Raw genomic sequence first — 22905 nt, 5'->3', positions numbered from 1 at the left:
AAAAATGATGAAAATTAAAAATGCAATAGTAGGATTTGCCTTTGCTACATTATCAATGATGGCTTATGGGCAGGATAAAAATAAGAAGATGAGCTTTGAGGTCAACGGAAAATGTTCCATGTGCAAAGAGCGAATAGAAAAGGCTGCCTTGGGTGTGAAAGGGGTGAAATTTGCGTCTTGGGATATTCCTACGCATCAGTTATCCCTTATTGTGGATGAGCGAAAGACAAATACGATGAAGGTGAAATCGGCAATTGTGGGGGTAGGGCATGATACCAAAGAGCTGAAGGCAACCGAGGAAGCCTATGAGGGAATTCATCCTTGCTGCAAGTATAGGGAGGACAATTCAGATGATGGGCAACATCATTAGCGAGTTTCAATATTAAACCTATGAAAAGCAAAATGCCGTTCTTGAAAATTTCAAGGACGGCATTTTAAATACTACTTTATTTGGCAAGTGGCCATTACATCATTCCGGGCATTCCTCCGCCACCCATTGGGGGGCCTGCAGGAGACTCCTCTTTAATGTCGGTCAAAGCACATTCTGTAGTTAAGATCATTCCAGCAACTGAGGCTGCATTTTCTAATGCAATTCTAGTTACTTTCTTAGGATCTATAATACCTGCTTTAATCATATCTACGTAGGTTTCTGATTTGGCATCATATCCAAAATCACCTTTACCATCTAATACTTTGGCAACTACTACAGAGCCTTCGCCACCAGCATTTTCAACAATAATTCTCAGTGGGGCTTCAATAGCTCTTGCAACGATCTGGATACCTGTTTCTTCATCAGGAGACTCCGCTTTTATGTTAGAAAGTAAGGCTTTTGCTCTTATTAATGCAACACCTCCACCAGCAACGATACCTTCTTCTACTGCCGCTCTTGTTGCGTGTAGGGCATCATCAACTCTATCTTTTTTCTCTTTCATCTCTACTTCAGATGCAGCACCAACATATAGTACAGCAACCCCACCGGCCAATTTAGCCAAACGCTCCTGAAGCTTTTCTTTATCGTAATCAGAAGTGGTAGATTCTATTTGAGATTTTATTTGATTTACCCTTGTCTTAATGGTCTTAGAATCTCCAGAACCATTAACAATAGTGGTATTATCCTTATCAATAGAAACTTTCTCACAAGTTCCTAACATGTCCAAGGTGGCGTTTTCCATAGTAAACCCTCTTTCCTCAGCTATAACAGTACCTCCAGTTAAGATAGCGATGTCTTCCAACATAGCCTTTCTTCTATCTCCAAAACCAGGTGCTTTTACTGCAGCGATTTTTAAGGAACCTCTTAACTTGTTTACTACTAAAGTAGCCAATGCCTCGCCATCAACATCTTCAGCAATGATCAATAATGGCTTGCCAGATTGTGCTACTGGCTCCAATACTGGTAAAAGATCCTTCATTGAAGAAATCTTCTTGTCGTATAATAAAATATAAGGGTTATCCAAGTCTGCGGTCATCTTTTCAGAATCCGTTACAAAGTAAGGAGATAGGTAACCTCTATCAAACTGCATTCCTTCAACAACATCTACATAGGTATCCATACCTTTAGCTTCTTCTACGGTAATAACACCTTCTTTGCCAACCTTTACAAATGCTTGTGCAATAAGGTCCCCAATAGTTTCATCGTTATTGGCAGAAATAGAGGCAACTTGCTTTATTTTGTCGGTAGAGTCACCTACTTTTTTCGCTTGTTTGGTTAAGTCTTCAATAATAACAGCAACGGCTTTGTCTATACCTCTTTTTAAATCCATCGGATTTGCCCCTGCCGCTACATTTTTAAGACCTTCTTTTACGATTGCCTGTGCCAATACAGTTGCGGTAGTGGTTCCGTCACCTGCCAAATCATTGGTTTTGGAAGCAACTTCTTTTACCATTTGAGCTCCCATATTCTCTAAAGCATCTGCCAATTCTATTTCTTTGGCTACCGTAACACCATCTTTAGTGATTGTTGGTGCGCCAAATGATTTGCTGATGATTACGTTTCTACCCTTTGGGCCTAAGGTTACTTTTACTGCATTTGCCAATGCATCTATACCGCGTTTTAGGCCGTCTCTTGCATCAATGTCAAATTTTATATCTTTTGCCATAATTTACTTTGTGTTGTTCTGTCCCGATTCGGCGGGAACTTGTTTAATAAATAAGTGTAATAAAGCATTAATAGGTTCCCACTTTTTTAGGAACTTTAGGCATCATTTAGATGATTGCCAAGATGTCGCTTTCACGCATCATTAAGTATTCGTTACCTTCCAATTTTAGCTCTGTGCCGGCATACTTTCCATAAAGAACGGTGTCACCAACTTTAAGGGTTACTTCATCATCCTTAGTTCCAGGTCCAACAGCAACTACTTTGCCTTGTTGTGGCTTTTCTTTTGCAGTATCTGGAATGTAAAGACCTGATGCGGTCTTGGTTTCGGCAGCCATAGGCTCAATAAGAACTCTATCCGCTAATGGTTTAATGCTAACTTTAGCCATATTATTTAAATTTTAATTGTTTTTAAGTTTCCTTCTAATAGGCAGAAATTATGCCATTGTTGAAAAACTGCCACTTTGTTAAAATAAAAATGCCAGCTTGTCATTAAAGCTGGCATTATAACAAAATGTATGTCTTTTAGTCCCTATTATAAACTGTCCGATGGGTTTTTGGCAGGTGTTGCTGCTGGTGTTGAAGGTGCACCTGGTAAAACGCCTGGAGTAGTGTTTTCTATTGGCTCGCCATTAAGAAGCTTAGAATCTGAATCGCTAAAGCTACCTTTGACTGCGATATTCGAAAGTAAGATCAATACCACTAAAATTGTTGCTAAAGTCCATGTGCTTTTGTCTAGAAAATCTCCCGTTTTCTTAACACCGCCCACAACCTGACTTCCGCCACCTCCAAAAGAGGAAGATAATCCACCACCTTTAGGGTTTTGAACCATAATTACTAGCATTAGTAAAAGGGCTACCAAAATGATTAGGACCAAGAATATTGTAAATGTAGTATTCATTAAATTATGTTTTTTCTTGTTGTATTTTTTCTACCGCTTTTATTCGGTCTGCAAAGAAACTACTTTTTTCTGGATATTTCAAACTTAAAATTCTGTAGGCTTGAATCGCTTGCTTATACTTTTTTTGTTCAACATATACCTTCGCTAAAGTCGCAGTCATTAATTCATTCTGATCAAAGGTCAATGATTCCTTAATGGATATCTTAGCTGTATTCTCCTTGGGGACTATCTTAGGGTTGGTCTGAATGAACTTGTCTATTAGTTCAAACTTTTTCTTTTTGTGCTCCGTATTTTTTTTGGTAGGCTTGTTGTTTTTATTTTCAGAAATGGTTGCTGATGTGGTCTTCTCCTTCTTTTTGTTAGTGAGCTGCAACCATTCACCAAAAGAGTATTTTTCATCTCTTGAAAAATTAAGGGGCTTCCCTATTTCCAGTACTTCTATGGCTTTTTTTTTATCCTCTGCGAGAGATTCGTCTATTTTGGGGTCCTTAGAGGTGAAAAGAGAGGGGTCTAAAATTTGATCCGCATCTTTTGCGGTGCGAGGCCAAGGTTCATCATCTGATGTTTTAATCAGGGATTTTTCTTCTTCAAACTCGGATGTGATTTCTTCAGAAAAAGTTAAGGTGTCACTTAGGGAGGTGGTTTTTCCCGAAATGGAATCTGCAATAGTATTCTGAAGAAAATCCTTGGAAGTAATAAAGTCGAACAGAATATCCCTATCAGCAGTATAAGCGGCCGTAACTTTAAGTGCGTTGTTGTATTTAAAACTGTTCAGGTTTTTTAGTCCTTTTAGGTGCATTGCCCTTGCGGCTTGGAAATAAGGGTATTCTGCCAGAATATCTTCCAGTTGATGGGTCTGCACAGGGGAGACCAGTTTATCGGGATTTTGTAGTAGATATGTAAAGTCCTGTACGTTCATAAATTACCAATCTGCCAATGATTTATTAAAAATATCTTGGGTAATACGTTCAAAAATTACTTGATGTGCCTCATCCTTTACTGAAGAAAACTGGGAATTAGCCGGATAATCATAAAAGAAGGAGAACGGTTGCTCAAAATCTACATCTTTTTTGGTGTTATTAAAGAACCTTACGTTCACCCTTATAGTTAATCTGTTTTGGGCTGCTGTCTGTTGGGCCGTGGCAGACATTGGAGAGATACGGTACTCTACAATCTCGCCTTCGTATACTAAGTCTCCGTTTGCGGTGACTAAGTTAAGACTGGTCTGGTTGAGGATTAAATCTTGAAGTGCTAGGGTGAAATCTCTATCCATTCCCGGTTCAAAGGTAGATCCTGGATTTTGAGAGGCATAGTTTTGGAAATAAGGGATCTGAAAGGTCTTTGCTGTTCCTACATCTCCCCCTGTGAAATTGTATATTCCACAACTAGAAATACCTGCCACCAAAACAAGTACTATAATAAGGTATTTACTTCTGATCATTAATTTTGTTGTTTTTGCCTACCGCTATAGGTCGTACTGTTTTATTTTTCGGTATAAGGTGCGTTCCGAGATACCCAATTCAGCGGATGCAGCCTTTCTTTTTCCCTTATTTCTTTCTAAAGCCTTTTTAATAAGTTCTATTTCCTTTTCTTGTAAAGATAAGGTTTCTTCTTCTTCTATTTCTTCAGCAAAATGATACTTGTCGCCTATTGCAGGTGAGGTGCTGGGGTTTTCAATATAGGATTCGGGAAGCTCCAAAATATTGGAAGTTACTTCTTCCTCTTCTTCCGTGTATATTTCCTCTTCCTTTCCGTATATTTTTCGGATCAGATTTTCATTTTCTTCCTGTACCTTTTCGCTATCGTTGTTTTTAAGAAGCTCTAAGGTCAGTTTTTTCAAATCGTTTAGATCTCCCTTCATGTCAAACAAGACTTTATAGAGGATCTCCCTTTCATTGCTAAAGTCACTTTTCTTTTTTTCCTTCTCTACAATTGCGGGCAGATTGGTATTACTTGCATTGGGCAGATAGCTATTTAGGGAGGCTAGAGAAATGTTTCTACTTCCTTCCAGCACAGAAATTTGTTCAGCAATATTCCTCAACTGTCGGATGTTGCCCGGCCAGCGATATTTAACCAGTAATTGTACTGCGTCATCTTCCAATCTAATGGTGGGCATCTTGTATTTTTGTCCAAAATCAGAAGCGAATTTTCGGAATAACAAGTGAATATCATCCTTTCGTTCCCTTAGCGGTGGAATATGGATCTCTACAGTGCTTAAACGGTAGTAAAGGTCTTCTCGAAACTTTTCATTTTTAATTGCTTCAAACATATTAACGTTGGTTGCAGCAACAATTCTAACATCCGTTTTTTGTACTTGGGATGAGCCTACTTTTAAGAATTCTCCATTTTCCAGTACCCTTAAAAGGCGGACCTGGGTGGTAAGTGGTAATTCGCCCACTTCATCCAGGAAAATAGTTCCACCATCAGCTACTTCAAAATATCCGCTTCTAGTGGCGGTGGCTCCTGTAAAAGCTCCTTTTTCGTGTCCAAAAAGCTCACTGTCTATGGTCCCTTCCGGAATGGCTCCACAGTTTACAGCTATATACTTAGCGTGCTTTCTATGGGAAAGAGAATGAATTATCTTGGGAATAGCCTCTTTACCTACCCCGCTTTCTCCAGTAACTAGTACTGAAATGTCGGTAGGGGCAACTTGAATAGCCTTTTCAATGGCACGATTAAGCTTTACATCGTTACCAACAATTTCATATCGTTGTTTAATTGCTTGGATCGACTCCATACTATTTAATTGTTATGAGAATATCCTACAGGTACACCCAAAAGTGTTCCCGATGTACAATCCGTAATTTTTACATTTACAAAATCTCCCACCTTATAATTTTCCTTAGGGAATACTACTACGGAACTTTGAGAGTTTCTCCCCATCCATTCCAATTCCGATTTTTTTGAAGTTCCTTCTATAAGTACTTCTACTGTCTTCCCTAATTGTTGTTTGCTTCTATAGTGACTGTGTTGTCTTTGTAATGCTATGATTTCTGCCAGTCTTCGTTTTTTTGTTTCCTCAGGAACATCGTCTTTCAAGTTTTTTGCTGCTGCGGTACCCGGTCTTTCGGAATAGGCGTACATGTAACCAAACTCATATTTAACTTCCTGCATTAAGGATAAGGTATCCTGATGGTCCTCTTCTGTTTCTGTAGGGAAACCAGCAATCATATCTTGGGATATGGCACAGTCGGGAATTATTTCTATAATGTTCTTTACCAATTCTAAATATTCCTCACGAGTGTGTTGCCTGTTCATTTCCCTAAGTATGCGATTGCTACCGCTTTGTACAGGAAGGTGAATGTAATTGCAAACGTTCTCGTATTTTGCTACCACCTTTACCACGTCTAAAGTCATGTCTTGCGGATTGGAAGTGGAGAAGCGGATCCGTAATTTTGGATGTGCTTGTGCTACCATTTCCAAGAGGTCGGCAAAATTAACGGAAGTAGCCTTTTGTATTTCTGACGCTTTTTTAAAGTCTTTCTTTAATCCGCCTCCATACCATAGGTAGCTGTCTACATTCTGCCCCAAAAGGGTAACTTCCTTGTAGTCTTTATTTACCAATTCCGTCACCTCCTCTAAAATTGATTGCGGATCTCTACTTCTTTCTCTACCTCGAGTAAAGGGTACTACGCAAAAAGTACACATATTGTCGCATCCACGGGTAATGGAAACAAAAGCGGTAACCCCATTGGTATTTAAACGTACTGGGGATATGTCCCCGTAGGTTTCTTCTTTGGATAGGATTACGTTAACAGCCTCGCGGCCACCATCTACCTCTCTAATTAAATTAGGAAGATCCTTGTAGGCGTCTGGGCCTACGACCATATCGACAATTTTTTCTTCCTCTAATAATTTCGCTTTTAATCTTTCGGCCATACAACCTAAAACTCCAACCTTCATGTGAGGGCGGTGACGTTTTACCGCATTGAATTTTTCTAAACGTTTACGAATAGTTAATTCTGCTTTCTCTCTTATGGAACAAGTGTTTACCAATACCAGATCGGCATCCTCCAGTTCTTGGGTGGTGCTAAACCCTTCTTCTGATAATATGGAGGCTACTATTTCGCTATCCGAAAAATTCATAGCGCAACCATAGCTCTCTATATATAGTTTTCGTGAACTGACTTTCTTTTCCTTTAAGGATAAAGCAGTTCCCTGTACGGATTCATCTATTGTCTTCTCCATGTTCTGGTACATTAGCTTTTAGCTTTATGGTTTGCAAAGATAGCATTATATAGAAATATGTGACATATTGACAGTTAAAAATTAAATAAATTGTGTGGCTTCCCTAATTGAAAAAGGTCGCCATAAAAAAGGTTTGTAATAATTTAATTTAAAACTGGGGACGCTATAGGACTGAATATGCCTTTTTAAAACGCAACTTTACGGTAACATTGGTATCCAGTAATAAACCGCTAAACTAACTAAACCTAATTATTATGAAAAATGTATTTATTTTGTTTGTAGTTGTGGCTATTCTTGGCTTAGGTTCCTGTAATGATCTGGACGATAGTCAATATGCAACGTATTTGGTTGCTAAACCAATAAAAATGAGCATGTCCGATTTTAAAGGGGATATCGCCGTTGTAGCGCCAATGCCCATGGAGAAATCGGGGAAGATTTATGTTTATGGGGATTATATATTTATAAATGACCAATTTAAAGGCGTGCATGTGATAGATAATAGTGAACCTAAGAGTCCAAAAAAAATCGCATTTATAAAAATCCCAGGAAATATAGATATTTCCATTAAGGACAATTATCTTTTTGCCGATAGTATAATGGATCTTTTGGTTCTGGATATCTCCAATATACACAGCATTAAAACAGTGAACAGACTAGAAAATGTTTTGCGGGACAATATTATCTTCCCCCTGGATGCAGATATTTTTGAATGGAAGAATATAGACTATAGCACCGAGATTGTAGTGGGTTGGAAAACTGTGAGGGAAAGGCGTCCTATAGAAGAAGTGAACCAAGAGTTTTCCATGGAGTTCGATTTTGCATTAAGTAATGCCTCCCAGTCGCAATCCACTATCGGGAAGGGAGGATCCCTAGCTAGGTTTAGTATAGTAGATGATTATTTTTATGCGGTAGATAGCCATTCCATTAATGTATTTAATATTGAGGATCTTGCTAATCCTAAAGATCTGGAAAATGTTTTTGCCGGATTTGATATAGAGACTATTTTTAATAGAGGGGATCAGTTGTTTTTAGGAAGTAGGCGAGGGATGTATATTTATGATATCTCTACCCCTGCAGTACCCAAATTTATTTCTGAATTCTCTCATGGTACTGCCTGTGACCCAGTGGTGGTAGATGGGGATTATGCTTATGTTACCCTAAGGGGAGGTAATTTCTGTGGCGCTACGGAAAGCGGATTATTTATTGTAGATATCTCGGATATTGTATCGCCCACCTTAGTGAAGACCTACCCAATGGACGGTCCTTATGGGTTGGGGGTAAGGGGTGAAATGATATTTGTTTGTGACGGGATCTCTGGTTTGAAGGTATATGATAAAACCAATGTAGAGGATCTTGTGCTGTTAAATCATTTTAAAGACATAAACCCCTTAGATGTGATCCCACAAGAAGAGCGATTGTTAATGGTTGGGGATGGGGTAATTAATCAGTATTTATATCTGGACGGGAATATAGAATTATTGAGTACCTTAAATTTAAACTAATTATATATGATGTACTTTCTTTCTTCAAAATATATGCTGCTTTCTATAATTTTCTTTTTCTTGACAGGATCTTGTTCAAATGACGATATAAAGGTCTTGGATAAAACCGAGTTGGAGAATTTATACATGGAAATACAGGAAATGGCAGATAGTCAAGTTTGTGATAATAGCAGTTTATGGCGCTTTACGGCTTTCGGGGCCAAGCCATGTGGAGGTCCAAATTCCTATATTTCATATTCCACTAAAATAGATACGACTCTTTTTCTTGCAAAGGTAGAGGAGTATAATAAAGGTATGGCAGAATTTAATGTAAGGAATGGATTGGTTTCGGACTGTGCTATGGTTGCTAAGCCTACCGGAATAATGTGCGATAAAAATAAACCGGTATTTTTATATTCCAATAGCTCTAAATATTAATTTCTGAAGGCATAAATTTGATGAAATCACCTGTTTTTGACAGGTGATTTTTTTGTCATATAAGAATGCGATGGCATCAAATTAAAAAAATCAGTTACTTTTGTTTCACCAAAAACGTGTTAATGGCAAAGAATTTAGTAATTGTTGAGTCTCCTGCTAAGGCAAAGACTATTGAGAAATTTTTAGGAAAGGACTTTAAGGTAGCCTCTAGTTTTGGGCATATTGCCGATTTGCCTTCCAAAGAATTGGGTGTGGATGTAGAGAATGGTTTTGTTCCTAAATACATTGTAGATAAGGAGAAAAAAGCGGTGGTCAAAAAATTAAAGGATTTGGCCAATAAAGCAGAAATTATATGGTTAGCTAGTGATGAGGACCGAGAGGGTGAGGCTATTTCCTGGCATTTGTCAGAGGAATTAAAATTAGATAAAAATAAAACGAAGCGGATTGTTTTTAACTCCATTACCAAGTCGGCTATCCAAAAAGCAATTGAAAACCCTAGGGAAATCAATTATAATTTGGTTAATGCCCAACAGGCAAGAAGAGTTTTAGATCGGTTAGTAGGCTACGAACTATCTCCAGTGTTATGGAAAAAGATTAAGCCGGGACTATCTGCAGGTAGAGTGCAGTCTGTTGCCGTAAGGTTGATAGTGGAAAGGGAAAGAGCAATAGAAGCTTTTGTTCCCGAAGCAGCATTTAGGATATCGGCCGAGTTTATAACTAATGAAGGTAGTATAGTAACTGCTAAGCTAAATAAAACTTATGCTAGTAAAGAAGGCGCAGAAAAATTCTTAAAACAAAATATAGGAGCAGCTTTTTCGGTCGCTAGCCTTGAGAAGAAACCAGCAAAAAAGTCTCCGGCAGCGCCATTTACTACTTCTACGCTACAACAGGAAGCCTCGCGTAAACTGTATTTTTCGGTTTCTAAAACCATGCAAGTGGCACAGCGCTTATATGAAGCAGGGTTAATAACCTATATGAGAACCGATAGTGTTAACCTCTCCAAGGAAGCGATAGATGCTGCCAAAGATGCCATAATAAGTAATTATGGAAAGGAATACAGTAAGGTGAGAAACTTTACAGGTAAGTCCAAGGGAGCACAGGAAGCGCATGAGGCTATTAGACCTACGGAAATGACCAATCAGTCGCCTTCCCTAGAAAGAGATCAGGCTAAATTATATGAACTTATATGGAAACGTACGCTGGCGTCCCAAATGAGCGATGCGCAATTGGAGCGAACCAATGTGAAAATAAAGGCCAATACCCATAAAGAGGAATTTACGGCCAATGGGGAGGTAATAAAATTTGATGGCTTCTTAAAGGTGTACCTAGAGGGGATAGATGAAGAAGATATTGCAGAAGAACAAGAAGGGATGCTTCCCGCTATGAAAGAAGGGGAGCAATTGGAGAATAGATATATAGCTGCCACAGAGCGATTTACAAGGGCGCCATATAGATTTACCGAAGCCTCCTTGGTGAAGAAATTGGAGGAATTGGGAATTGGACGACCATCTACCTATGCACCTACTATCTCTACAATTCAAAATAGGGGTTATATAGAAAAAGGTAATATTGAAGGCACGGAACGTAAATATGTGCAATTGCGATTTAAGTCCGATAAAATTGCTACCAAAGAGCTGACCGAAAATGTAGGGTCGGACAAAGGCAAAATGGTGCCAACCGATATTGGGATGATCGTGACCGATTTCCTAGTTAGTCATTTTGAGTCAATTTTGGACTATAATTTTACCGCCAAGGTAGAGGAGGAATTTGATGAGATAGCTTCAGGGAATGAGGATTGGCAAAAGGTGATGAAGAATTTCTACAGCGATTTTCATCCAAAGGTGATAGATGTAGAAGAAAATGCAGATAGGGCAAGTGGCGAGCGTATTTTGGGAACAGATCCAAAAACTGGGCGACAAGTATCCGTTAGGCTGGGTAGATTTGGGCCAATGGTCCAGGTAGGAACGGTAGATGATGAAGAGAAACCTTTGTTTGCTAGTCTTCAGCCAGATCAATCCTTAAATAGCATCACCTATGAGCAAGCTATGGACTTATTTAAACTTCCTAGAAAACTGGGAGTTTATGAAGGGGAGGAAGTAGAGGCCAATGTGGGTAGGTTTGGGCCGTATGTGAAATTTGGAAAAACATATATCTCTATGGCTAAGGGTGAAAATGCCATGGATATTACTATGGATAGAGCTAAAGAGCTTATTTTGGAGAAACAAAAAGCAGATGCTCCTATTGCCATGTACGAAGAAAAAGAAGTGACCAAAGGTGTTGGTAGATTTGGACCATTTATAAAATGGGACGGAATATTCATCAATGTTAGCAAGAAGTATGATTACGACAATCTTACCAAAGCAGATATTGAGGAGCTAATAGAGGTGAAAAAGCAAAAGGAGATCGATAAATTGATACAGGAATGGCCAGAAGAGGGCATCCGTATCGAAAAGGCTAGATGGGGTAGGCATTCTATTATAAAAGGTAAGGTGAAGGTAGAGATTTCTAAGGATGTAGATCCTACTAAGATAACCTTGGAAGAAGCCATGGCGCTTATCGACAAAAAAACACCTAAGAAAAAAACCAAGGCCAAAGCAAAAGCCAAAGCCAAGCCTAAGACTAAGAAATAATATGGTTTTCAGTTTTTTAGTACCTATTAAGGAAGAGGTATTGGACCAGTGTGAGATGTTGCCTTCCCAATCTTTGGGGAAGCAAATTTTTAAACATACAGATAAGGAGGGTCTTCCAGAATTGACCAAGGCCAATGTGGCACTATTAGGTGTAAACGAGACTAGGAATGCCTTTGGAGAACCTAAGGAGGTCTTGGATCTATCAGGGATTAGGATTCAGCTCTATAGTCTAATGAGAGGGAATTGGAATACCAATATCGTAGATTTGGGGGATGTAAATCCTGGAAACACGGTAGAAGATACTTATTTTGTGGTGAAAGGGGTTGTGGCGGAGTTAATAGCTCAAGATATCATCCCTATTGTAATAGGAGCTTCCCAAGATATTACATACCCTACTTATAGAGCTTTTGATGGACTCAAAAATATGGTTAATTTAGTGTCCATAGACAGTAGATTTGATTTTGGATTGGATGAGGATCAGATTTCCACGCACTCCTATATGAGCAAAATTATAACCGATAAGCCCAATAATCTTTTTAATTTTTCGAATATTGGGTATCAGAGTTATTTTAATACGCAAGAGGAAATAGATCTTATGGAGCGATTGTTCTTTGATTATTACCGGTTGGGCCAATTGATTAGCAATATGGCTTTGGCAGAGCCTGTGCTTAGAAATGCCCATATGGTAAGTTTGGACGCTCGTGCTATTAGAGCTTCGGAGATGGGATCTTTTGATAGTTTTTCTCCAAACGGGTTTACTGGTAGGGAAATCTGCACAATTGCTCGATATGCCGGAATAAGTGATAATGTGTCGTTGTTTGGAATTTATGAATGTGAGAACAACAACCAATCCTTTCAGCTCATATCCCAGTTAATCTGGTATTTTATAGAAGGGCTTAATTTTAGGATACAAGAAACCCCAGATAGCGATAGTAATGATTTTACTAAATATACTGTCCCAACAGATAATGAGTCACTCATCTTTTATAAAAGTCATCTTACCGAAAGATGGTGGGTAGAGGTTCCATCAATATTAACAGCGCATACTAAAACAAATTCAGTAGCGTTGTTACCTTGCACGGAACTTGATTATTTAGAGGCATGTGATCAAAATATCCCCGAAAGGTGGTTTAAAGCATATAAAAAAGGCTTTAATTGAGTTAAATATTTTGGTGTATAAGGAAAGTTTTATACAATAAAATATTTAAAATGTAGTTTTAGAGAATAATACTCGTGTTTGTATTTATAATGATAATCGAAATTTAACCAAACGTATGAAGAAGCTATTGTTGTCATCTATAGCATTTGTTTTTTTACTCTCAAGTTGTGGGTCCGGAACAAAAGGAGAACTTGTAGGAGCTAAAGGGAAAAAATGGTATCCAGAAAAGCCACATGGAATGGTGTTAATTCCAAGAGGTGCTTTTACTATGGGAAAAACTGAGGAAGATCAAGCAAAGATTCTCAATGCGCCAGCAAAAACGGTTACGGTAAGGTCGTTCTATATGGATGATACTGAGATAACCAACAGTGAATATCGGCAGTTTGTAGAATGGGTGAAAGATTCCGTTACAAGGACCAAATTGGCAATTTTAGCAGATGAGCTAGGATTAGGTCCTGAAGATGGAGGCATTGGGGAATATGCATTTAATGATGCCGATACCACCAGGGCTTCTGTGTATGATAAATATATGCTTGACAGATATTCCGGGCTGGGTGAAACTGGTTACGAGGGAAGGGCACTGAACAAGAGGCCAAAATTAATTTGGGATACTTCTAAATATCCCGATGAATATTACGCTGAAATTATGGTAGACTCCATGTATATATCTCAGGAAGAATCATACAATGGGCAACGGCATATAGATGTTACTAAATTAAAGTACAAGTATACCTGGATGGATATTGAGGCGGCAGCCAGAGCCAAAAAAGGGAGTAGAACAGACTTTATAAAACAAGAAGAGCTAGAAATTTATCCGGATACTACCGTGTGGATAAGGGATTTCTCCTATTCTTATAATGAGCCAATGCACAATGATTATTTTTGGCACGATGCATACAGTGAATATCCGGTAGTAGGGGTAACTTGGAAACAGGCACAGGCTTTCTGTAACTGGAGGACCAAATATAAGAATGATGATCAAAAAAGTAGGGGCAAACAATTTGTAAACCGTTTTAGGTTACCTACTGAAGCAGAATGGGAATATGCGGCAAGAGGTGGAATTGAAGGAGGAACTTACCCATGGGGTGGTCCATACGTTATAAGTGACACGGGTTGCTTTATGGCCAACTTTAAGCCTCAGCGAGGAGATTACGCAGCAGATCAGGCGCTTTATACTGTGGAAGCAAAATCCTTTGAGCCAAACGATTACAATTTATATAATATGGCTGGTAACGTTTCCGAATGGACCAATAGTAGCTATGACCCCAATTCTTATGAGTATGTTTCTACCATGAACCCTAATGCGGGAACGAGTAATAACAACCGAAAAGTAATCCGTGGTGGATCTTGGAAAGATGTGGCTTACTTTTTACAGGTGAGTACAAGGGATTACGAATACCAAGACTCTGCACGTAGCTATATCGGTTTTAGAACCGTGCAAGATTATATGGGAGAAGAAGATTCAACAAGATAATAACACTTAATGAGTCATTTTGCACTCGTAATACAATAACCAAAACCAAATACTTATTATTAATTTTATTAAACTAAATCTAGAATTATGGCACAATCAAAATCAACAAAAAAATTATTTCAAATGGCCTATGGCCTTGGAGCGTCTATAGTTATTATAGGAGCATTATTTAAAATTCTTCACTGGCAATTTGGTCCATTAACAGGGGGGTTACTCTTGGCAGTTGGTCTTATAACGGAAGCTTTGATCTTCGCAATTAGTGCCTTCGAACCTGTAGATGACGACGTGGATTGGTCTTTAGTGTATCCTGAATTGAACGGTGGTGAGGTTTCTAGAAAATCTAACGCAGTAGTTGAAAACGAGGTTAAGGAAGCTGAAGTATCCTTGTCCAGGAAATTAGATGAGCTTTTGAAAGAAGCTGGAGTAGACGCTAACCTTATGCAAAGTCTTGGTTCTAGTATCAAGAATTTTGAAGGTGCCGCTAAAGGTATCGCTCCTACTGTAGATGCTATGGAATCTACTAGAAAATATTCTGATGAGATGGTGCAGGCAGCAGCTCAAATGGAATCTTTAAACAGCCTATATAAGGTTCAATTGGAAAGCGCAAGCAGACAAGCTTCTATTAATGAGGAAGTAGTTCAAAACTCTAGTGCTTTAAAAGAGCAGATGCAATCATTGGCCACAAACCTTTCTTCTTTAAATGGAGTATACGGAGGAATGTTGTCTGCAATGAATAGAAACTAATTAGTTATCTTAAGATGACCAACCCCAAATCAATTAATAATAAAAACTAATTAGAAAATGGCAGGAGGAAAAGAAACACCACGTCAGAAGATGATCAACTTAATGTATTTGATCTTCATCGCGATGTTGGCCCTTAATATGGGAAAAGAAGTTCTATCGGCTTTCGGTCTTATGAACGAAAAGTTAGAAGCTTCTAACGTTAAGACCACGGAAAATAACCTAGCTTTCCTAAGTGGACTAGAAACAAAAGCGTCAGAAAACAATGAGAAATTTGGACCGCTTTTGGCAGATGCAAAGAAAATAAAGCAATTATCCGAAGAGTATTTTGCTTATTTGGAGGGCTTGAAGCAGGATATGATGTCCAATGTTAAGGATCCGCAGGATTATCAAGTAATGGATATGACCGATTATTTGGATCAGCGTTTCTTTAAAGGAGGAAAGATTAGTGCAGAAGGAAAAGAATTCTTGGATAAATTGGTAGACTATCGTACCCAGATTTCTGCAGTTATGCCCGAAGAACTAGCGGCGGTAAAATCTTCAGTACAAACCAGATTTGAAACTGGTGATGAAAATGGAATGGTAGAAAAGCGTGATGGAACCAAACAAGATTGGTTAAGCTACAACTTTGAAGGTTATCCCCTAATAGCTTCCTATACTAAATTAACAGCCCTTCAGGCAGATATTAAATCTACCGAAGAGGATGCTTTAAAAGCTATGTTGCAAGGACAATTAAGCAGCGAAGTTTCTATGACCAACTATACCACATTGTTGGAGCAAGAAAAATCGGCCTTTTACGCCGGTGAAAAATTTGCTGGAAATATTGTATTGGGACGTAAGGATGCTAGTACCAAGCCTAATGAAGTAAACCTGACCTTGGACGGAAGAAAATTAAATGAAGGAACGGATTACGTTATAGAAGATGGTAAAGTAAGGTTAACAATAAGTGCTGGAAGTGCCGGTGACCATAAGATAGAAGGTAATTTGGTATTTATACAGGATGGAGAGCGTACAGAAGTGCCAGTATCCTCTACATTTGCTACCATTACAAAGCCTAATGCAGCCGTAATTTCTGCAGATAAGATGAACGTGGTATATCGTGGGGTTTCTAACCCGATTACGATCTCTATTCCTGGTATTCCAGATAATAACGTAAGTGCTTCTGCACCTGGACTTTCCAAGCAAAGTGGGAGTAAGTATATAATGAATCCAGGGACTGGAAGAACAGTATCTATTACAGCTTCGGGTAAATTGCCAGATGGGCAAATGATTAAAACTTCTTCGGAGTTTAGAATTAAGGATATTCCTAGGCCTTCAGGATCCATTAGAGGAGAAACCGGAAGTGCAAAAATGGGAAAACAAAATTTAGAGATTTCAACAGTAGGTGCCCTATTGGAAGATTTCGATTTTGATTTAAATATTGCTGTAAGTGGCTTTAAATTTAAAGTTCCAGGACAGCCAACAGTTAGTGTGAATGGAAATAAATTGGATAGTAGAGCTAAATCTGCCCTTAACAGAGCAAGTCGTGGAGATGCTGTTCAGATATTTGACATAGAGGCTTATATTACGAATAACAAAAGCTATAAGCTTCCAAAAGTTTCTCCAGTTGTTGTGGAGATAACAAATTAATATATTACTGAAATTTACCATGGCAGATGGCCTTAACCCAGTCTTCTGTCATTGGTAATAAATAGTTGCCGTAAGGTAAGACTAAGTTTTAATACAATAAATTTAAATTAGATGAATTGGAAAAATGTTTTGTTAATTGGAGCTGTAACGCTGTTGCCCCTATCTATTTACGCACAAGCAAATATCCTTAATGCTAAGAAGCCAGAGGAGATAGGACTTAAAACAGAAGCACAAAAGGAGCAGGATAATGATGCTCCTTTGCCCTATGGTTATGTGGATGATAGGGATATCCTATGGTCCAAAACAGTATGGGAGGTAATTGACCTAGATGAACGAGTTAACTTTCCGCTTTACTATCCATTGGATACCATAGATATAGGACCGGATAGAAGATCCCTTTACGATGTTTTAATTAAAAACATTAAAAATGGTCGACTTACGGATATTTATGTTGATTCTTATTTTACTGAAAAAAGAGAGTTTAGTGATTTAGAGGCTACCTTGAAAAAAAGTGATACGTTGGATCTTGGATACCAACAATTAAACGCAGGAGAGCCTATTTCCCCTGAATATATTAACAATAGAAGCCTTGTGGCAGCAGATTTAGAGGAATACCTTATAAAAGGAATCTGGTATTTCGATAAAAGACAAGGGGAGCTTAAATACAGGTTGTTAGGAATAGCCCCTGTAGCGCCGGACGTTAACTTTATAGACGACGAGTCTATGGATCCGGCCGACGCAAAAGTACCTTTGTTCTGGGTATGGTACCCTAGTGCTAGGCAAATACTTCACGAAGCAAAGGTGTTTAATCAACGCAATTCTGCACAACCTATTTCTTTTGATATGCTATTGAACGCAAGAAGATTCAATGCTACTATTTACAAGGAGGATAATGTGCACGGTGATCGTGAGATCAAAGATTATATCACTGATAATGCCCTGTTTCAATTACTCGAAGCCAAACGTATAAAAGAGGTTATACGGGACAGAGAGCAAGACATGTGGGCTTACTAGCTTAAAACACATCCAATTCATACATCTAATTAAGTGCCACATCGCAAGTTGTGGCACTTTTGTTTTGAATCCACATTATGCATAAATTCCACTTTATTATGATACACAATTAAAATTCCTTCTCTACTTTTACAGCATGGTAGATTACTTAGTGGTGGGCATGGGGCTCGCAGGCATTTCCTTTTGTGAAGTCCTTCAGAAAAATAAAAAATCGTTTATTGCAATAAGCGATACATCCCAGATTTCTTCGGTGGTGGCTGGTGGCTTGTACAATCCAGTAATTTTAAAACGTTTTACCCTAGCGTGGAATGCCAAGGAGCAGATGGAACGTGCTATCCCATTTTATAGGGATATAGAGCTGAAATTAAACCATAAGTTGTTGCATAAGGTCCCTGTGCTAAGGAGGTTTACATCTATTGAAGAGCAAAACATTTGGTTTGAAGCTGCTGATAAACCCAACTTAAAACCCTTTCTTTCCCCAGATCTAAAATTTAATATTAACAATCAAATCGATGCTCCCTACGGATATGGCGAAGTATTAGGCACAGGTAGGTTAGATACTGCCGTTTTAGTGAAAACCTATGCGGCAAATCTGCTGAGTAAAAAATTGTTGCTATCGGAAAGATTTGATTTTGAAGAGCTTAGGATCTTTGATTCCCATGTGGAGTATAAATCCATTAATGCCAAGCAAATTGTATTTGCTACTGGGTTTGGCTTAAAAGAGAACCCCTACTTTAACTATTTGCCGCTTAACGGGACCAAAGGAGAGCTGTTAACGATTAAGGCGCCATTGTTACAAGAGACAAATGTGATTAAATCTTCCGTATTTATAATTCCAAAGGAAGGTGATCTCTATAGGGTAGGTGCTACTTATAATAGGGAGGATAAAACCAATATGCCAAGCGATGCTGCGAAGGAAGAACTGCAAAAAAAATTGAATACTTTTCTTAAGTGTCCTTATGAAGTGGTAGATCATGTCGCGGGCATTCGTCCTACGGTTAAAGATAGGAAGCCGTTAATAGGGAGACACCCTCAACATCCTCGCCTGTATTCTTTAAATGGTTTTGGTTCTAGGGGGGTAATGTTGGCACCAACTGCAGCCCAACAACTTTATGATCTTGTGGAGACTAACAGTCCTTTGGAAAAGGAAATAGATATTTCTCGTTTTGCCAATAAGAGTTAAGGTTTTTTCTTAGCGGCGTTGGGATCGTAATGCACAAAAAAGTTGATCCAAATATTTCTGGATACCCTAATAATAATAGGCATAAATACAACTAGTGTCAAGGTAATAGCATAAAATGTGTTTAGCAATGTTGTTTTGAACATTAGAAATGCAATTACAAAGGCGGCAACCCCAAAAGCTACACCTACACCATAACTTACATACATGGCTCCAAAAAAGAATGAGGGTTCAATTTTATATTTGGTACCGCAATGAGAGCACTTTTCGTGCATTTTAAAAATGTTTAACATATTATAGGGGTTTTTATCCTTATACATGCTCTCTTGATGGCATTTAGGACAAGTTCCTGTTAAAATACTATAGAGTTTGGTTCCTTTTTTTAACATTTGCAAAAGTTTATGCGAACATACAATTTTGTATATTATTTCATTCTGAAAATCATCACAAATTATGCTGAATATCCATAACCTCTCCGTCTCTTTTGGAGGGGAATATTTATTTGAAGAAATATCTTTCCGATTGAATTCTGGGGATAGAGTAGGGCTTATCGGTAAAAACGGAGCTGGGAAGTCTACCCTTTTAAAAATTCTTTCCAAAGATATGCCTGTGGATTCGGGGACGATAGCAGCGGATAAGGATCTTAAAATGGGCTTTCTACGTCAAGATATCGATTTTGAACAGGGGAGAACTGTAATGGAAGAATCTTATCAGGCATTTGTAGAGATCAAGGAGTTGGAATTAAAATTGGATGAGATTAATCATCAATTGGCAGAACGTACAGATTATGAATCTAAAAGTTATAGTCAGCTCATCGTAGACCTAAACGACGTTACGCATCATTTTGAAATTTTGGGCGGTTATAACTATGAGGGCGAAACGGAAAAAGTACTGTTAGGCCTTGGTTTTAAACGTGAAGATTTCAATAAAAAGACAGAGACATTTTCCGGTGGATGGCGAATGAGAATAGAACTGGCGAAATTGCTGTTACAAAGTAATGATGTTTTGCTACTGGATGAGCCTACCAACCATTTGGATATTGAATCTATAATATGGTTAGAAAACTTCTTGAAAAGTTATTCTGGAGCAGTAATGATTGTTTCCCACGATAAAATGTTCCTAGACAATGTTACCAACCGGACTATTGAAATTTCTTTAGGGAGAATATATGACTACAATAAGCCCTATTCACAATACTTGGTGTTAAGGGCCGAGATGATGCAGCAGCAATTAAATGCCCAAAAAAACCAGGAGAAAGAGATTCAGCAGGCAGAACGCCTTATAGAAAAGTTTAGAGCAAAATCTACTAAAGCCTCCATGGCGCAATCCTTGATCAAAAAGCTGGATAGAATGGAGCGAATAGAGGTAGATGAGGACGATAATAGTGTAATGAACCTTCGGTTTCAAGTTTCCGTTACTCCTGGGAAAGTTGTGGTAGAAATGGAAGGGCTTAGTAAGAGCTATGGGGACAACCATGTTTTGCAAGACATAGACCTGTTGATAGAAAGGGATAGTAAAACGGCATTTGTGGGTCAGAATGGTCAAGGGAAATCCACTTTAGCAAAGATAATAGTAGGGGATCTGGACCATACTGGGCATTTAAAATTGGGTCATAATGTGCAGATTGGATACTTTGCGCAAAACCAGGCAGAATATCTGGATGGGAATAAAACTATCCTAGATACCATGATCGATGCTGCAAATGAAACCAATAGAAGTAAGGTAAGGGATATTTTGGGGTCTTTTTTGTTTAGAGGTGATGAAGTGGAGAAATATGTGAAGGTGCTGTCTGGAGGGGAGCGAAACCGCTTGGCATTGGCAAAGATGTTATTACAGCCGTTTAATGTCCTTGTAATGGATGAACCTACCAACCACTTGGATATAAAGTCTAAGAACGTTTTAAAGCAAGCCTTGCAGAATTTTGATGGCACTTTAATCTTGGTCAGTCATGACCGAGATTTTCTTCAGGGGCTTACCAATAAAGTGTACGAGTTTAAGGACGGGAATATAAGAGAGTATTTGGGCGATATCGATTATTATTTGGAGGAGCGGAAAGTGGCTGATTTTAGGGCGATAGAGAAAAAAGAAGCCCCTGTCAAAAAAAAGGAAAAATTGAAATCAGTCCCAGTTAATGTAGAGGATCAAAAGAAATTAAAATCCCTGAAAAATAAATTGAGTAATACCGAGAGTGAGATTTCTAATTTAGAAAGGAAGATTGCTGCAATTGATAAAGAGTTGTTGGAGAATTATGACGCTGCCATAGCCAAGCCTAATTTTTTTGAATCTTATCAAAAGAAAAAAAGGGACCTGGAAAAATTGATGCAAGACTGGGAGGAACTTAGCATGGCATTGGAGGCGTTTCAAGTATAATTTAAATGTCGCTTTATCGATGCACAATAGCCGCCTTCTCGAAGTAAGTTAATAGCATTTGGTTAATTTTAAATCTATCTTCCTTAGGAATTTTGGCAGAGTATAATTGATAGTAAAAATTATTTATAAGAGGTCTTCGTAATCGTATGTGTTGATGAAAACTATGCGATCATGGGACCTTTTTTAGTCAAGAGCAACTTTAGATCTTCGCTGCAAATCACTTTTACTTTAAATAGAGAAATCATTTCACCACACATATAGCGGTTTTCACAACAAACTGAGGCTTCATCAATGTCCTTTAACGATTATTTTTGCGAGTAGTCGATTAATACACTTGGTTTGTATGTAATTCATTGGCTATAATGGTTTTAGTCAGAATTAGAAGAACAACAGGAATATGAAAAATCTAGCCCGCAAATTAGGAATTAAATACACACTACTGCTAATAGGATGTTGTTTTTGCTCTATTACTGGGCTTAATGCGCAGGTGTCCAATCAAGAAAAAGAGGTTCTTTTGGCATTATACGAGAGTACTGGAGGGCACAATTGGAATACAAAATGGAATTTAGATGAGGAGGTTGTCAATTGGCATGGGATTAGTGTGAGAAATGGTCATGTTGTAGCGATCAATCTTTTTATGAATAATTTGGAGGGGAGTTTGCCCCATTCCATAGGAGATCTTAATCACCTAGAACAATTAAACCTCGCTTTCAATACCATTGCTGGCCCTATTCCAGAAAGTATTACCAAACTTACAGCATTAGAAACATTGCAGTTAGAAATGAACCGATTGGATGGTGGAATTCCGTCCAAGATTGGAGAAATGGAAGCATTAGAGAAGTTTGTTGCTTTTAATAATTTTTTATCCGGGCACTTACCCGAGAGCCTTGGCAACCTTCAAAAATTAAAAGACCTCAATTTGTCGAGTAATAAACTTTCTGGCAGAATTCCTCCGTCTTTGGGCAAACTCTCCAATTTGGAACAGCTTGGACTATTTGAAAATAGGTTGGATGGGTCTATCCCTTGGGAGTTGGGTAATTTGGGGAGATTAAAAGAGCTGATTCTCGCCAATAATGAATTGGGTGGTGCAATTCCTGTAGAATTTGGACAATTGGCAAGTTTACAAGTGCTCCAGATTCAGAATAATAAAATATATTCCTTTGATGGATTAGAGAGAATGGATGCCAGTCAATTTTTGGTGTTCGATTATGATAAGGATAAAGAGGAGAAACAGTTTAAGGAGTTTGATGTAGACCAGTTGAGAATGGTGGATACAAAATTTGAAGACGATATTGATGAATAGCGAAGATTGATTGGAAGTTGGTTAATTATAGTTAGGGGGTGCTGTTTGTCACCCCTTTTTTGTGAAGTTACTTTAAGTATTACTATTTTTACAAGGCGTTAATAAGATGGAATTATGTACGAACACTTTTTTCAATGTCCTTATTGTTGGGAAGGAATCTCCATGTTACTAGATCCATCTATTAACGATCAGACGTATGTGGAAGACTGTGAAGTCTGTTGTAATCCTATTTCTGTGAGTCCTGTGTTTGATGATGGAGAACTTATTGGGTTCGATGCAACAGGTATGGATTAACAAGAACTAGC

Annotated in this window: 21 protein-coding genes; 13 read left to right on the top strand and 8 right to left on the bottom strand. The window is 38.3% G+C overall.

Annotated elements, in window-relative coordinates; genetic code table 11:
• The first annotated feature begins 4 nt into the window (after positions 1 to 4).
• Complete coding sequence (locus G466_RS0107580) at positions 5 to 370, top strand: heavy-metal-associated domain-containing protein (protein WP_034234964.1); 366 nt, start codon at positions 5 to 7, stop codon at positions 368 to 370.
• 94 nt (positions 371 to 464) lie between these two features.
• On the opposite strand, the gene groL is transcribed toward G466_RS0107580, so the two are convergent.
• The 7 genes from groL to miaB form a co-directional block, all read right to left on the bottom strand.
• Entirely contained in the window at positions 465 to 2096 is a 1632-nt protein-coding gene (gene groL / locus G466_RS0107575) for a chaperonin GroEL (RefSeq protein ID WP_026813124.1), read from the bottom strand.
• Between the two features lie 106 nt (positions 2097 to 2202).
• Positions 2203 to 2481, bottom strand: a complete 279-nt coding sequence (locus G466_RS0107570; protein WP_026813123.1) for a co-chaperone GroES — start codon at positions 2479 to 2481, stop codon at positions 2203 to 2205.
• Between the two features lie 146 nt (positions 2482 to 2627).
• Complete coding sequence (gene secG, locus G466_RS0107565) at positions 2628 to 2993, bottom strand: preprotein translocase subunit SecG (protein ID WP_026813122.1); 366 nt, start codon at positions 2991 to 2993, stop codon at positions 2628 to 2630.
• Positions 2994 to 2997: 4 nt separating this feature from the next.
• Positions 2998 to 3912 (bottom strand): hypothetical protein, encoded by a 915-nt coding sequence (locus G466_RS0107560; RefSeq protein ID WP_026813121.1) that lies wholly within the window; start codon positions 3910 to 3912, stop codon positions 2998 to 3000.
• Positions 3913 to 3915: 3 nt separating this feature from the next.
• Positions 3916 to 4434 carry an LptE family protein gene (locus G466_RS0107555; RefSeq protein ID WP_026813120.1) on the bottom strand — a complete coding sequence of 173 codons (519 nt, stop codon included), beginning with the start codon at positions 4432 to 4434 and terminating at the stop codon, positions 3916 to 3918.
• A 24-nt stretch (positions 4435 to 4458) separates the two neighbouring features.
• Positions 4459 to 5730, bottom strand: coding sequence for a sigma-54 interaction domain-containing protein (locus G466_RS0107550; protein ID WP_026813119.1), 1272 nt, complete (start codon positions 5728 to 5730; stop codon positions 4459 to 4461).
• A gap of 5 nt (positions 5731 to 5735) precedes the next feature.
• On the bottom strand, positions 5736 to 7181 hold the full coding sequence (gene miaB / locus G466_RS0107545) for a tRNA (N6-isopentenyl adenosine(37)-C2)-methylthiotransferase MiaB (RefSeq protein ID WP_026813118.1): 1446 nt from the start codon (positions 7179 to 7181) through the stop codon (positions 5736 to 5738).
• Positions 7182 to 7435: 254 nt separating this feature from the next.
• On the opposite strand from miaB, the gene G466_RS0107540 reads away from it, so the two are divergent.
• From G466_RS0107540 to G466_RS0107500, 9 genes are all read left to right on the top strand, one after another.
• Positions 7436 to 8683 (top strand): LVIVD repeat-containing protein, encoded by a 1248-nt coding sequence (locus tag G466_RS0107540; RefSeq protein WP_026813117.1) that lies wholly within the window; start codon positions 7436 to 7438, stop codon positions 8681 to 8683.
• Between the two features lie 6 nt (positions 8684 to 8689).
• On the top strand, positions 8690 to 9100 hold the full coding sequence (locus G466_RS23070) for a hypothetical protein (protein WP_157373830.1): 411 nt from the start codon (positions 8690 to 8692) through the stop codon (positions 9098 to 9100).
• Positions 9101 to 9222: 122 nt separating this feature from the next.
• Positions 9223 to 11730, top strand: a complete 2508-nt coding sequence (topA, locus tag G466_RS0107530; protein WP_026813116.1) for a type I DNA topoisomerase — start codon at positions 9223 to 9225, stop codon at positions 11728 to 11730.
• Position 11731: 1 nt separating this feature from the next.
• On the top strand, positions 11732 to 12889 hold the full coding sequence (locus G466_RS0107525) for a formimidoylglutamase (RefSeq protein WP_026813115.1): 1158 nt from the start codon (positions 11732 to 11734) through the stop codon (positions 12887 to 12889).
• A gap of 115 nt (positions 12890 to 13004) precedes the next feature.
• Entirely contained in the window at positions 13005 to 14363 is a 1359-nt protein-coding gene (porK, locus tag G466_RS0107520) for a T9SS ring complex lipoprotein PorK/GldK (protein ID WP_026813114.1), read from the top strand.
• An 87-nt stretch (positions 14364 to 14450) separates the two neighbouring features.
• Positions 14451 to 15107, top strand: a complete 657-nt coding sequence (gene porL, locus G466_RS0107515; RefSeq protein ID WP_026813113.1) for a type IX secretion system motor protein PorL/GldL — start codon at positions 14451 to 14453, stop codon at positions 15105 to 15107.
• 57 nt (positions 15108 to 15164) lie between these two features.
• Positions 15165 to 16733: a type IX secretion system motor protein PorM/GldM gene (gene porM, locus G466_RS0107510; RefSeq protein ID WP_026813112.1), complete on the top strand. Its 1569-nt coding sequence runs from the start codon at positions 15165 to 15167 to the stop codon at positions 16731 to 16733.
• A 111-nt stretch (positions 16734 to 16844) separates the two neighbouring features.
• On the top strand, positions 16845 to 17747 hold the full coding sequence (porN, locus tag G466_RS0107505) for a type IX secretion system ring subunit PorN/GldN (RefSeq protein WP_026813111.1): 903 nt from the start codon (positions 16845 to 16847) through the stop codon (positions 17745 to 17747).
• Positions 17748 to 17883: 136 nt separating this feature from the next.
• Positions 17884 to 18930 carry an NAD(P)/FAD-dependent oxidoreductase gene (locus G466_RS0107500; RefSeq protein ID WP_026813110.1) on the top strand — a complete coding sequence of 349 codons (1047 nt, stop codon included), beginning with the start codon at positions 17884 to 17886 and terminating at the stop codon, positions 18928 to 18930.
• Here the strand turns inward: G466_RS0107500 and G466_RS0107495 are convergent.
• Positions 18927 to 19316 (bottom strand): DUF983 domain-containing protein, encoded by a 390-nt coding sequence (locus G466_RS0107495; protein ID WP_026813109.1) that lies wholly within the window; start codon positions 19314 to 19316, stop codon positions 18927 to 18929. The two genes, G466_RS0107500 and G466_RS0107495, sit on opposite strands and share 4 nt — an antisense overlap.
• A gap of 64 nt (positions 19317 to 19380) precedes the next feature.
• Between G466_RS0107495 and G466_RS0107490 the strand changes: the two genes are divergently transcribed.
• From G466_RS0107490 to G466_RS0107480, 3 genes are all read left to right on the top strand, one after another.
• Positions 19381 to 21297, top strand: coding sequence for an ABC-F family ATP-binding cassette domain-containing protein (locus G466_RS0107490; protein WP_026813108.1), 1917 nt, complete (start codon positions 19381 to 19383; stop codon positions 21295 to 21297).
• A gap of 397 nt (positions 21298 to 21694) precedes the next feature.
• Positions 21695 to 22600, top strand: a complete 906-nt coding sequence (locus G466_RS0107485; protein ID WP_026813107.1) for a leucine-rich repeat domain-containing protein — start codon at positions 21695 to 21697, stop codon at positions 22598 to 22600.
• A 114-nt stretch (positions 22601 to 22714) separates the two neighbouring features.
• Positions 22715 to 22894 (top strand): CPXCG motif-containing cysteine-rich protein, encoded by a 180-nt coding sequence (locus tag G466_RS0107480; protein ID WP_026813106.1) that lies wholly within the window; start codon positions 22715 to 22717, stop codon positions 22892 to 22894.
• Positions 22895 to 22905: the final 11 nt, after the last annotated feature.

It is taken from the genome of Arenibacter certesii DSM 19833, from assembly GCF_000429545.1.
Lineage (GTDB): Bacteria > Bacteroidota > Bacteroidia > Flavobacteriales > Flavobacteriaceae > Arenibacter > Arenibacter certesii.
This window is presented reverse-complemented; position numbering and strand designations above follow the sequence as displayed.